This is a genomic window from Staphylococcus pseudoxylosus, from assembly GCF_003697915.1.
Classification (GTDB): Bacteria; Bacillota; Bacilli; order Staphylococcales; family Staphylococcaceae; genus Staphylococcus; species Staphylococcus pseudoxylosus.
In genome coordinates, this window is the sequence record NZ_RCVN01000007.1 from 140,621 (window position 1) to 154,320 (window position 13,700).

Below are 13,700 nucleotides of genomic sequence, written 5' to 3' on the forward strand. Positions count from 1 at the left end.
TTTTTTATTTATACAAATAAGCGAAATAAAACCAAAAAAAGCATTACAACTTCAATGCTATCATTACTAGAAAAACGTGATTTAACTGACATGACAGTATCTGATATATGCAACGAGGCTAATATCACACGTGCCACATTCTATAAATACTATAAAAATATTGATATGTTATACAACAACATTAAAACACAAACGCTCAACGAATTATTTGGTAATCCTTATGTCTTCTTTAATAAGCATCAAAATATTTTAGATGCTCAATTGTACTTAGCAAACCAAGTTTTTCATTATATTATTCATCATCGTTATTTATTCAAAACTTTAATACTGAATGACACTAGATTCAATTTAGACATGTATCACTATTTTAAAGAAAACTATATTAACTTTTTAAGCAATACTATTGTTAATAACCACAATTTAGAAATTGATGATCAATTCTTATGTACTTATATCGCTTCAGCTTATACTGGCATCATCTATGAGTGGGTACTTTCTGATTTTGAAATGTCACCTATTGATTTAACACATAGCATGATTTTTATAAATTCAAATGGTCCAATAAGTGTTTTAGAAAAGTAAAATTTATTGAAATTTCAAATAATAATAACGTTAAAATATTTTCTAAATATTTAAGCAAAAATATTGAAACCCGATTAAAACGGTAGTATTATCACCTAATGTCAGTTTGAAATTCACTTCACAAGAACTGGACTATGAATATAAAAGACTAAGAGGAGTGTAAATATGTTCAATCAAACCAAACAATATATCAACGGTGAATGGGTAGAGAGTCACAGCAACGAAACAATGGATGTTATCAATCCAGCAACAGAAGAAGCTTTTGGTAAAATTGCTAAAGGTAATGCTCAAGACGTTGAAGATGCAGTTAACGCTGCAGATAGCGTTTATTTAGAATTCCGTAATACTTCAGTAGAATACCGTCAAAACTTACTTAACGATATCGTCAAAGAATACGAAAATCGTAAAGAAGATTTAATCAAAGCGATGACTTTAGAGCTTGGTACACCAGTTACAGCATCTGAAAATGTCCACTACGAAATGGGATTATCACATTTTAAAGCAGCAAGAGATGCTTTAGATAACTTTAATTTTAGAGAGCGTAGAGGCAATAATATCGTTATAAAAGAAGCAATCGGTGTAGCAGGATTAATTACACCTTGGAACTTCCCTACAAATCAAACTGCCTTGAAATTAGCAGGTGCATTTGCAGCAGGTAGTAGTGTAGTCTTAAAACCATCAGAAGAAACACCATTTGCTGCAATTATCTTAGCAGAAATTTTTGATAAAGTAGGCGTGCCAAAAGGCGTCTTCAACTTGGTAAATGGCGATGGTCTTGGTGTAGGTAACCCAATCTCTGAAAATGAAAAAATTAGAATGGTATCTTTCACTGGCTCTGGTAATACTGGTAGTAAAATCATGGAAAAAGCAAGTAAAGATTTTAAAAAAGTATCACTTGAATTAGGTGGTAAATCACCTTATGTCATCTTAGAAGATGCTGATTTAGACAAAGCTGCAGATGCAGCAGTTCATAAAGTAGTTGGCAATTCAGGACAAGTTTGTATTGCTGGCTCAAGAACGCTTGTTCCAGAATCAATCAAAGATCAATTTATTGAAAAAGTAAAAGAAAAAATGAGTGCAATCAAAGTTGGCGACCCACAGGATGCAACAGTAGAGATGGGACCAGTCATTAACAGTAAACAATTTAACCAAATCCAAGAATTTATTAAAATTGGTGCACAAGAAGGCGCAACAATTGAATTAGGTGGAGAAGGTAAACCTGAAGGACTAGAAACAGGCTACTTCATTAAACCAACTATTTTCTCAAATGTAGATAATCATATGACTATCGCTCAAGAAGAAATATTTGGACCAGTCATGTCTATTATCACTTACAGCGATGTTGATGAAGCAATCAAAATTGCAAATGATACAAAATATGGTTTAGCTGCATATGTGTATGGTTCAGATATGGATACTTTACAAAAAGTAGCTACTGCATTTGAAGCAGGCGTTATTGAAATTAATGAATACCCAAGAAGCGCTGATATGCCATTTGGTGGTTATAAACAATCTGGTATCGGTAGAGAATGGGGAGACTATGGTATTGAAGAATTCTTAGAAGTTAAATCAATTTCTGGCTTCTTTCAATAAATAAAAGTAACAACTGTACGATAACCAACTGATTAATATTAATAATGAAGCACTAATTAAATATACTTCCATTTAAATGTAATAAACCCCAAAAGCTGAACTTATAATTCAACTTTTGGGGTTCTTATATTTTATATACTATTACAATTATTTTCACACCATACAAAGTCACAATATTTTTAATCACTTTTACTATCCCGCCAATTATATTAATCAATATATCTAGTATTATAGTAAATATACTTTCTTTACTCTCTCTACTTAACTTTCTTTTTCTTTGATTACACATTACCTTCACGCCCTTGTTCAAAGCTTCCAAATTGACTTAATTATATCATCATCAATAGCTATAAAATCTTTATTTATAGAAAAAGAGTGAGTGCTTATTTTTTATGGACCGTTCTTTTAGGGTTCGGACCGTATTGGTTATCTTCTTTTTGCCCTTTTGAACAACAAACAACTAATGCAACAATTGCAATAACCAGATAAATAACCCCAACTATAACTAATACAATACCCACCACAGGATTATCCATGGTCGTAATATCTGTGTCTATCCATCTATTTATATCTTCTAAAAAAGTAATTAAAAAAAACAAAATAGGAATTAACATCGTCATACCTACATCATGAAACCTTCTAACTGTGACAGTGAACATAGCAATTATGACTAATATATATATGACCCAACCAACTATTTCCTCTATTATGGTTGGAATTGGTACGATATATAAAAACAAACTCATCACAGTGTAAAGCAGCATATTCATTAACATAGGATACCAATACTCTTTTCTTCGTGATCTTCCTGTAACATTTAAGGCGTTAATCCAAAATAACTTATAGTAATATAACATCAATTTGCACCCCTTTGTATTTTTTAACTCAATATGTTGAAAGACTACCCACAATAATAAACATACGAAATATCATAAATTAGCAATTAAAACTTAACGATAAAATGTTAACAAAAAACTAATTTTACATTATGATTAAAATTTTTATTTGTATTTGATTAATTTTTATTAAGTTGTTTTAATATATTGTAGCACGTGTTATGCTTTTTAAAAAGATACACTTAGGAGGCAATATACATATGGAAACATCTAAATTACCGTTAGCTCAACATTTTTCAAATTTACGAGCTAATCCTAAATGGGCATTAAAACTACTTATCGCTATAGTCGTTGTGGTACTATCTACCATAGTTAGTAGTAGTTTAATTGACTATGATACCTTGTTTAAAGATACTGGTTTAAGCGGACAACAGCTTGAACAAACGAAAGCTATAGGACAAATCACCGGAATCATTAGTGGCATTGTTGGCGGCATCATCGGCATCGGTATTACATTCGTTATTTTCTTATTAATTTCAAAAATTATGAAATCTGATGCTAGTGCTAAATCTATTTTTTCAGCTACATTAAGCTATACAGTTATCACTAGTGTAATTGGACTTATCGTAATTGTTATCCAATGGATTGCAGGCTTGTCACCAACGGACTATGTCATAACAAGTCTCAATATCTTTGATAAAGGCAACAGCTTTCTTGGTGCATTCAACTTACAAACACTTATTGGCGCTTATGTATTTGGCGTAATGCTCTTAGCTACAAATCGTTTTTCTAAAAAATCAGCACTTATTTGGTCAATTGCCTATTTAGTGATCTTGATCGGCTTTGCATTAATTGGTGCTTCATTTCAATAATTATTGAATCAATATCTTTTAAAATCAGTTAGGCACGGTTATTCAACTGAATAACCGTGCCTAACTTTTATATTTTATTCAATAACTGAATTACTTATGCTTTTCTGCTTCTCTTAATTCAATACGTCTAATCTTACCTGAGTTTGTTTTAGGTAAGTCTTCTACAAACTCAATATCACGTGGATATTTGTATGGCGCGACGTCTTGTTTTACATAATCTTGAAGTGTTTTGACTGTATCATCCGTTGCAGATATACCCTCTTGCAAGATAACAAAGGCTTTAACGATATTCCCTCTGATTTCATGTGGGCTAGCAACTACAGCACATTCTTTTACAAATTCATGTTTTGTAAGGGAGTCTTCTACTTCAAAAGGTCCAATTGTATACCCAGAACTAATGATAATGTCATCTTTACGTCCTTCAAACCAGAAATAACCATCCGCATCTAATTTGGCTAAATCACCTGTGATATAATAATCACCTACTCTAGGCTCAGCAGTGCGTTCAGGATCTTTATAATAACCTTTGAATAACGCCGGTAAGTCTAACGGCACTGCTATATTGCCCACTTCACCTATTTCTGCTCGTTCACCGTCATCATTAATGACAGTAACATGACTACCAGGAATTGCTTTACCCATAGATCCTGGACGACTTTCTGTATCTTTTAAGAAACCAATTAATAAAGTACTCTCCGTTTGTCCATAACCATCTCTAACTGTAAGGTTAAAATTAGTTTGGAATTTTTCTACAACTTCTCTATTTAAAGGTTCACCTGCAGAAACTGCGCTATGCAAGTATTCTAAATTATAGTCTGTTAGGTTAGGTAGTTTTGCCATTAAACGATATTCAGTAGGCGTACAACAAAGGACATTAATTTTATAATTTTGGAGTAATTCTAAGTATTTTTCAGCGTTAAATTTGCCGTTATAAACAAATGCCGTTGCTCCTGACCCCATAATTGATAAAAATGGACTCCATACCCATTTTTGCCAACCAGGTGCTGCAGTAGCCCATGCAATATCGTCTTCTTTGATACTCAACCAATGTTTAGGCGCCATTTGCATATGCGCATAACCCCATCCATGTGAATGTACGACAGCTTTCGGATTACCTGTGGTACCAGACGTGTATGATAATAAGGCAACATCATCTTTAGATGTGTCGACAATTTGTAATTGATCTGCTTCTTTGGCTGATTCTGAATCGACCGTATACCAATCATCATACGCTCCACCAACAATAAATTTTGTTAATGTGTTGTATTCTTTGACTGCTTTAAATTCATCAATGCGCTCAGCAGTTACTACGATAGCTTTGACCTCTCCGTGTGAAATTCTATATTGTAAATCTTTTGTACGTAACATTTCAGAACTTGGAATAACGACAATGCCCAATTTCAAAGCAGCTATGTAAATTTCATACGTTTCAATAGAACGTGGCATCATTACAAGTACTTTGTCACCTTTTTGTAAGCCATGTTTTAAAAACATATTACCGACTTGGTTAGCATTTTTTACCAATTGGTCATATGTGATTGAATATGTTTCGCCCTCAGCATTTTCAAAAATAATAGCTTTTTTATTTTCATCAGCTGTATATTTTTCTATTTCGCTAACGATATTATACGTATCTGGAGCGACTAAATCTTTTTTATTCATTATTAACTCTCCTTTAATTCTAAATCTATAATTATCGTATTTACGTATGTAAACACCAACCATAGATTATACTTTCGTTAATACAAAGTAACCCTATTACTCAATAACACCATAATTCTAATCCTTCTTTATCTAAAAAGATACAATTATGACTTTAATCATATCAATACTTTCCTATTATAATATGCTACTAATTATACTTAAAGCCTAATCAAATTTGCGAAGTACTTGATTTTTAAAATATAGCTAATTCTGAAATAACTTTGACATTTAGGATATATCTCATGTAGTATTTCTAGCATACAGTTGTAAAATGTTATCGAAAACGAGGTTAGAACACAAATATCTGTCGTAACCTCGAAAATGATGCTTATTTCAGTGCATTATATTTATGTTCACTTCCAAATATTCTACTATAATTTTCTATTTTCATAAGTTTTATTGATGAAATTTATTTTTCACAGTTCAACATTTAGCTTTAACTTGTGCTTAGTGATATAATATAAAACTGTGTAATTTTTAATGAAAGAAGTGATACGATTGAGTTCAAATGATACTTTCCATGTTGAAAAAAGAATCCCCTTATTTATTGTGCTACTATCTGGGGCATTTATTACGATTTTGAACCAAACGTTACTTGGTACGGCATTACCGCCAATTATGAAAGACCTCCAAGTAACTGAAAGCACTGTACAATGGTTACAGTCTATATTTATGCTTATAAATGGGATAATGATTCCAGTAACAGCATTTTTAATTGAAAGATATACATCGAGGCAATTATTCTTAACTGCCATGAGCATCTTTGCCGCAGGTACCTTACTCTGTGCAGTAGGCTCAGACTTTTCAATGCTACTTATCGGACGCGTCTTACAAGCAGCAGGTGCTGGTATTATGATGCCATTGATGCAAACAATTCTATTTTTAACTTTTCCTAAAGAAAAACGTGGTACTGCAATGGGACTTTTTGGTCTCGTAATTGCATTTGCGCCAGCTATAGGGCCAACGTTATCAGGTGTATTAGTAGAACATCTATCATGGAGAAGTGTCTTCTATGTTGTATTCCCTATCGCAGTTATTATTATTATTGCGTCAATTTTCCTATTGAAAAATGTGACCGAAACTTCACATCCAAAATTAGATACACCATCAGTAATTCTATCTACATTAGGATTTGGTGGACTATTATATAGTTTCAGTTCTGTAGGTGAAGCAGGTTGGAGCAGCGTGCAATTCATAGCTCCATTAATCGTAGGTATTGTTTCATTGGTTGTATTCATTCGTCGTCAATTGAAGCTAAAAGAACCTATGCTTGAATTTAGAGTGTTTAGTTACAATGTCTATACGTTAGGTACAGTATTAAGTATGTTTGTATTCGGTGTATTAATTGCTACAAACATTATATTGCCGCTCTATATGCAAAATATGTTACAGTTCTCTGCGCTAGAATCTGGTCTTGTCTTACTACCAGGTGCAGTAGTCATGGGCCTTATGAACCCACTTACAGGCTATTTATTCGATAAATTCGGTGGAACGTGGTTAGCACGTATCGGGTTACTCGTATTAGTAGCGTCATCCGTACCGTTTACTGTACTAACAGCGCATACTAGTTTTACTTACCTTGCAATATCTAACGCCTTACGAATGATTTCTATCGCAATGGTAATGATGCCTATGACCACGTTAGCCATTAATCAGTTACCAAATCATCTCATTGCGCATGGTACTGCAATGAACAATACTTTCAGACAAATGGCAGGTGCCATTGGTACAGCTTTATTTATCACATTAATGTCTGTATCAGCTAATCCAAGTGATGGCGTTGAAGGTATCATCCATGGTGTAAACGTGACATTTATGGTTGCAACTGGTATTTCAGTAGTTGCGTTGATCTTATCAGCTAAACTTTCCGATGATAGTAAACCAGCTCGTAGAACGTTATAAGATCTAATAATTTAAAACATGGATAAAAAATGATAAAAAATAACACTTTCGAAAAGTTCACTGCACATTGAACTTTTTGAAAGTGTTTTATTTTGCAAAATGATAGAAAATTACAACGCAATACATAATCAGCATAACGCATTAGCATGCGTTGCGGGTATTTACTTTATTAAGCCTTAGCAGATAATCTATTAATCGCAATCTCACCTAATGATTTTGCAGATACCAAGAGTGCATTTTCATTAACTTCAAACTTAGGATGATGATTCATATAAGGGTCTTCTATATGTTCTGGCTTACAACCTACAATGAAAAATGTCCCTGGTATTTCTTTTAAATAATAAGCAAAGTCTTCTGAACCTGAAACTGCAGGAATTTCAACTAAATGTTTAAAATAGTCTCCCTGGCTTGTTGATAAAATGTCTGTTACCGCTTGTGTTTGATCAGGATGGTTGTATAAGACTGGATAACCAAATTGATAATCTAAGTCATACGTAATATCGAATCCTACTGCGACACTTTTTGCGACTTTCTCAATTTCTTCATACATAAATTGTTCTAAATCATCATTAAGATAACGTGCAGTACCTTTAATCGTCACTTTATCTTGAATGACATTAGCGCCACCTGGTGCATCGAAAGAACCAACAGTAACAACACCCATCTCCGAAGGATCAATACGTCTAGACACAATTGTTTGGAGCGTATTTACAAAGTTTGTTCCCGCTACTAAGGCATCGTGTGTCTTATGCGGGCTTGCAGCATGTCCACCTAATCCTTTAATTGTTAATGTGAACGTTGAGCTTCCAGCAAAAGCATTGCCTGTATTATAACCAATTACTTCTGGACCAGCGACTGGCACAACATGAATACCATATACCTCATCTAAATCACTTAACGCACCTGATGCCATAATTTGCTGTGCGCCACCTGGAGGCATTTCTTCCGCATGTTGATGGATAATTTTAATTGTGCCTGGCAGTTCATCTTTGATATCAATTAGTGCGTCCGCTAAACCTAGTAAATAAGCCGTATGCGCATCATGACCACAAGCATGCATTACACCTTCGTTCTTTGATTTAAAAGGGACGTCCGCTTCTTCATGTATAGGTAACGCATCAAAATCTGCACGCAAACCTATCGTATTACCAGGGTGTTGGCCTTTGATTTCTACAATAATTGCATTACTCTCAGCCACCGGTTGCGTGACTACTACATCTTTATCCTTATAAAAAGCTTTGATATACTCTGCTGTAGCATTTTCTTGGAAAGACAACTCAGGGTGCTGATGCAAATAACGACGATGCTGAACCATGTCAGCTTCCTTCTGTTCTAACTTCTCAAATAATTTTTCTTTCACATTCATGAACATTCACTTCTTTCGATTGAATTTTAAAACATATCACGCATTAATAAGTTTAAATTCCAAAGCGTATTAATTCAAACATAAAATAACATTTTATAAAATTTCTAGTTATTTTCAATCGAATTTAGTGAAATTAATTACCAAAACAAACATATTTTCATTTCACATTTTATTAACTTATTTTAATTCCTTAAGAAACTTTAAGTTCTACTGTCGTTTCTTTTTTATGAATGATATACATCATAACACTAGCAATGATTACCATTCCAAAGCCAAAATATGGTGTCATTGTAATACCGAAATGATTTAGTACAAACCCACCAATAACAGATCCTAATGTGATCCCAATATTAAACGAAGCAATGTTTAAACTTGATGCGAAATTCGTTGTCGCTTTGTTTCTACGTTCAGCAAAAAGTACTACAATCAGTTGTAGTCCTGGTACATTCATAAAAGCAAATAAACCCATAAGTAATACGATTAATGTGCCTAATACATGATGCGTAACGGTTATACCTACAAGTAATAAGACTAGTGCTTGTACTAAAAATATACCTATCAGCACTTTAGTGGGCTGATTATTTGTTAATTTACCGCCTAGTGTATTCCCGATTGCAACCATTACGCCATAGACAACTAATAAAACTACAACGGCGTCATCACTATAATTTAATACATCTGTAAGCATGGTCGTCAAATAAGTGTATACGACAAATGTTCCACCATAACCTAATGCTGTAATTAAATAAATCATCATCAAAGATTTATTTTTAAATACAGTTAATTGTTCTAACATTGAAGCTTGTTCATATTCATTAAGATCTTTAGGAACAGTAAATACATTAACGATTAAACTGATCAAACCAATTAGCGCAATTGTAATAAATGAAGCTTCCCAACCAAATTGTTGGCCAATCCATGTTCCTAGAGGCACACCGGTAATCGTTGCAACAGTCAATCCCGTAAACATCATTGCAATAGCGCTTGAACGTTTGTCAGGTGTTACTAAATCACTGGCGATAGCAGTCGCTATAGACATAAATACGCCATGCATTAATGCAGACAGTATACGCATAGCCAACAACATACTCAAAGTTGTAGCAAAAGCAGCGAGTGCATTTGCGATAATAAATATTAACATAATACCTATAAGCAAATGCTTGCGTTTCATTCTATTAGTTAATGGAGTAAGTAATGGCGCACCAATCGTTACACCTACTGCATATAACGAAACAGTTAAACCAGCCAAAGAAATAGTTGTATTAAATGAATCTTTAATTAACGGTAATAAACCAACACTAATAAACTCCGTCATACCAATTGCAAAAGCTGACATCGCTAAAGCCAAAATAGCAAATTTATTTTTCTTCATAAGTTATTTTCTCTCCTTAATTTTGTTGATTGTGTTACTATATATCACACATGCAAGAAGAGGAAGTACGCACTTTAAAGTAATATAGGTACCTTTTAGTACCTATAAGGAGGAAATCATATGAGTAAAACATACAATATAGGCGTTGAAGCTACAATTGACGTCATTGGTGGTAAATGGAAGCCTGTCATACTATGTCACTTACAAAATAATGGCTTAATGCGAACTTCTGCATTAAAACGAGCGATACCAACTATTACTCAAAAAATGTTAACCCAGCAATTACGTGAATTAGAGAAAGACGGCATTATCAATCGTATCGTTTACGACCAAGTTCCGCCGAAAGTTGAATACGAACTTTCTGAATATGGTCGAACACTTGGTAATATTTTATCTTCTTTATGTTATTGGGGAGAATTTCACGTAGAAAAAATGTATGAACAAGGTGAACCTGTCACATTGAACCAACAAGACTTTATTAATATTCCAAATGCCTAATCAAACGATTAAACTCGGGCTTCAAGCGCTTCAAACAAATTTCTAAGGATAGCACTTAAGCATTTTGGACCAATTAATGATGAATTACTACAGTAGAGGAGTATTTAAAAATTATGAAACTGGATGAATTTGAAATAGATGATGTATTTACTACACCTCCTCATAAGATAAGTGAGCAAGATATTATCAACTTTGCCCAAGAATTCGACCCACAATATATGCATTTGGATAAAGAAAAAGCTGCACAAGGTAGATTCAATGGCATCATTGCCTCAGGTATACACACATTGTCCATTTCATTCAAATTATGGATCGAAGCAGGTAAGTATGGTGAAGATGTAATCGCAGGTACACATATGAATCATATTAAATTTATCAAGCCCGTATATCCTGAAGATGAACTTTACACAAAAATAAAAGTATTGAAAAAACAAGCCACGAAACACGACCAAGGTTTACTCACAGTATTATTATCGACATTTAACCAAAACGAAGATAAAGTGTTTGAAGGAGAATTGACAGCATTGATAAGACGTTAATGCTATTGAGGCATTGATATCTTACTAATCATATACTTAGCTGTAACATATCCAAAAGGCTAAATAATAATGATGCTACTTCATGCCTATACATGATCTTTTAAAGACTACACATTTCATTCATGTACGTTCATATAAAAATTAATCATAATTTATATTTATTTTTCATTGCTATTTCTATATAATCATAAAGATGTAAAAATTAATTATTTACTAAAGGAGCTATTTGTATGAGTATCATATCAATGATTTTAGTTTTATTAGTTGCCGCAGAGTTTTTCTATATCATGGCCTTGCAGACTTTTGCAACAACTTCTGACAAAACGAGCAATTTATTTAAAATGACTAAACAAGCGCTACAACAAGATAATTTAAAAACACTTCTGAAAAACCAAGGCGTTTACAATGGCCTTTTAGGCGTATTCTTACTATATGCTTTATTCTTTTCAAACAATGCTAAAGAGTTAGTTGCTTGTATATTAGTGTACATGATTATCGTTGCGATATATGGTGCCGTAACAAGTCAAAAATCTATTTTATTGAAACAAGGCGGCTTACCAATCCTAGCCTTAATTTCATTGTTATTTTAATATCTAGCATCCATGAACATATCGTTACAACATGTAGCTAAAAACAATAAAAAATACAATCCGAAATCAACAGCAAGACATGTTAAATTGATTCGCACAATACAAAAACTATTACCATAATTCTTGAAACTTCTCAATTCAACTTGCTTCAAACAAACTAGAAGACAAATAAAGGCGAGTATATAACACCAATAATTAATGTTGATGTCATATACTCGCCTTTTAATTTTTTACTGATTGTTTACAACTGAGCACTATAAATCTCGTTGTTTAAAACCGATAATGCCTATGATACACATCATTATTGCAATAATAGTTAATATCACCAGTGGTAATAATTTAAAATCATCTACTGGTATATTCGGAATATGATTAAACGGTGTAATATCTTTCATCCATGCTTTTACATTTAATAACACGCCTAAGTAATTTACTACAAAGGTGTAAGCTAAATAAAGATATACTACATTTGTAAACTTAATACCCCAACCAATAACCAAAGTACCAAGTCCTACAAAAACCAATATTGCTGGGATAAAGACCATTGCTGATTGCATAATCGTTCCAAAATCAATTGCGTTTTCTAATGCATAAACTTGCCCTACATATAAACCTAGAGCAGCTAAAGAAATCATAACTATAGCGTTAATAATACTTAAAATCAAGAAACTAGATAAAAAATTGATTCGTGATACTGTGTTTGCTAATACAAGCATCGCATAACCCATATCAATACTCTTTTTAATTTTAAACAGTGACATCAATGATGGTATTGTACTGATTAAGCTCATAACTAACATCAATTGTGGCAAAAATTGTTCAACATAATTATTACCTTTATTGGAAAGCATTGATTGTAATAATGGATTATCTTTGAAAAAACGATCTAAATCGCCAAAGATAGACCCATAGGAAAGTCCGAGTACGAATAATCCGATAGCAAAATAGCAAAAACCCGCTTTTTGTAATTTTATTTGTAAGCCTAGTGGCGATTTCATGTACCACGTTGCACGCTTTCTACTTGGTAATTGTGGTAGCATCTTAGCGTTTATATCTCTAATATGATTTAATGCTAATGCGATAACATACATTAAAACAGTCACAACGAGCATGGTAAAAATTGGCCACCAGTTATTTTCTGAAAAAGCATAGACTCTAGACAACCACCCCATAGGTGAGTACATTGATATTTGTTCATTGGCTATATCACCAAAAGCCCTAACTAAATACATCAATAACAAAATGGCAATACTCATACTCGCCGTTTCTCCACCCGATGATACAAGTTGTGAGATAACCATCGTTAGTGCACTAAACATTAAACCGAAGACGCCCATACTAAAGCCATAAACTAAGGCACCTGAAAAAACTATAGAATTGGTATTTAAACATGTAAGTCCTACCACAAATAAAATAGCTAACAGACCATTGCTAAATATACTCAGCAATAAATGACTAATTAATGGTGCATGTTTCCCTATTGGTAATGCTTTTAAAATTTCTGTCCTACCATCCGCTTCATCCCCACGTGTATCTCTAGCTACAATGAGAATGTTCATAATAGCTACCATAATACCCGTAAACAAAGTCATTTCATGCGCAAACAATACACCAATATTAACATCGTTGAAATCTCCTGGCCCTAGCATAACTTCCATTGCAGGGTTCTTCGACATTTCTATTATTGGCCCCATCTTCGATTCATTAGGATACATGTTTTCAAAAGCTGGCGGGATAAGTAATGTTAAAATAGTTAAAAGTGTAAGCCATAGAAAAATTTTGAATTTATTACGCTTTAAATAAAAATAAAAAAGTTTCGGCGTTTGGAATAATGATGCCCCCATAA

Annotated in this window: 12 protein-coding genes; 7 read left to right on the forward strand and 5 right to left on the reverse strand. The window is 33.2% G+C overall.

Annotated elements, in window-relative coordinates; genetic code table 11:
- Window positions 1-54 precede the first annotated feature (54 nt).
- A complete protein-coding gene (locus D9V42_RS07960; RefSeq protein WP_107554685.1) occupies window positions 55-582 on the forward strand; it encodes a TetR/AcrR family transcriptional regulator in 528 nt (175 codons plus the stop codon).
- A gap of 165 nt (window positions 583-747) precedes the next feature.
- A complete protein-coding gene (locus D9V42_RS07965) occupies window positions 748-2,175 on the forward strand; it encodes an aldehyde dehydrogenase family protein (RefSeq protein WP_122064317.1) in 1,428 nt (475 codons plus the stop codon).
- Between the two features lie 383 nt (window positions 2,176-2,558).
- On the opposite strand, the gene D9V42_RS07970 is transcribed toward D9V42_RS07965, so the two are convergent.
- Window positions 2,559-3,032: a DUF805 domain-containing protein gene (locus D9V42_RS07970; protein WP_122064319.1), complete on the reverse strand. Its 474-nt coding sequence runs from the start codon at window positions 3,030-3,032 to the stop codon at window positions 2,559-2,561.
- 239 nt (window positions 3,033-3,271) lie between these two features.
- Here D9V42_RS07970 and D9V42_RS07975 point away from each other — a divergent pair, with 239 nt between their 5' ends.
- Window positions 3,272-3,883, forward strand: coding sequence for a YIP1 family protein (locus D9V42_RS07975; protein WP_107554683.1), 612 nt, complete (start codon window positions 3,272-3,274; stop codon window positions 3,881-3,883).
- Between the two features lie 90 nt (window positions 3,884-3,973).
- Here the strand turns inward: D9V42_RS07975 and mbcS are convergent, their stop codons facing one another.
- Window positions 3,974-5,545, reverse strand: coding sequence for an acyl-CoA synthetase MbcS (gene mbcS, locus D9V42_RS07980; protein ID WP_122064321.1), 1,572 nt, complete (start codon window positions 5,543-5,545; stop codon window positions 3,974-3,976).
- A gap of 522 nt (window positions 5,546-6,067) precedes the next feature.
- Here mbcS and D9V42_RS07985 point away from each other — a divergent pair.
- Entirely contained in the window at window positions 6,068-7,489 is a 1,422-nt protein-coding gene (locus D9V42_RS07985; protein WP_107554681.1) for an MDR family MFS transporter, read from the forward strand.
- Window positions 7,490-7,658: 169 nt separating this feature from the next.
- Here D9V42_RS07985 and D9V42_RS07990 read toward each other — a convergent pair whose 3' ends face one another.
- Together D9V42_RS07990 and D9V42_RS07995 are read right to left on the reverse strand one after the other, a co-directional pair.
- Entirely contained in the window at window positions 7,659-8,855 is a 1,197-nt protein-coding gene (locus D9V42_RS07990; RefSeq protein WP_107554680.1) for an amidohydrolase, read from the reverse strand.
- 190 nt (window positions 8,856-9,045) lie between these two features.
- The gene (locus D9V42_RS07995) at window positions 9,046-10,227 is read right to left on the reverse strand and encodes an MFS transporter (protein ID WP_122064323.1); all 1,182 of its coding nucleotides are present in this window, start codon (window positions 10,225-10,227) and stop codon (window positions 9,046-9,048) included.
- 120 nt (window positions 10,228-10,347) lie between these two features.
- Between D9V42_RS07995 and D9V42_RS08000 the strand changes: the two genes are divergently transcribed.
- The 3 genes from D9V42_RS08000 to D9V42_RS08010 all read left to right on the forward strand — a co-directional run bounded on the left by D9V42_RS08000 (window position 10,348) and on the right by D9V42_RS08010 (window position 11,854).
- Window positions 10,348-10,725 (forward strand): winged helix-turn-helix transcriptional regulator, encoded by a 378-nt coding sequence (locus D9V42_RS08000; protein WP_122064325.1) that lies wholly within the window; start codon window positions 10,348-10,350, stop codon window positions 10,723-10,725.
- Between the two features lie 113 nt (window positions 10,726-10,838).
- On the forward strand, window positions 10,839-11,264 hold the full coding sequence (locus tag D9V42_RS08005; RefSeq protein ID WP_122064327.1) for a MaoC family dehydratase: 426 nt from the start codon (window positions 10,839-10,841) through the stop codon (window positions 11,262-11,264).
- 230 nt (window positions 11,265-11,494) lie between these two features.
- The gene (locus D9V42_RS08010) at window positions 11,495-11,854 is read left to right on the forward strand and encodes a DUF1304 domain-containing protein (protein ID WP_107554676.1); all 360 of its coding nucleotides are present in this window, start codon (window positions 11,495-11,497) and stop codon (window positions 11,852-11,854) included.
- 254 nt (window positions 11,855-12,108) lie between these two features.
- On the opposite strand, the gene D9V42_RS08015 is transcribed toward D9V42_RS08010, so the two are convergent.
- Window positions 12,109-13,698, reverse strand: coding sequence for an ABC transporter permease (locus D9V42_RS08015; protein WP_122064329.1), 1,590 nt, complete (start codon window positions 13,696-13,698; stop codon window positions 12,109-12,111).
- Between the last annotated feature and the right edge of the window lie 2 nt (window positions 13,699-13,700).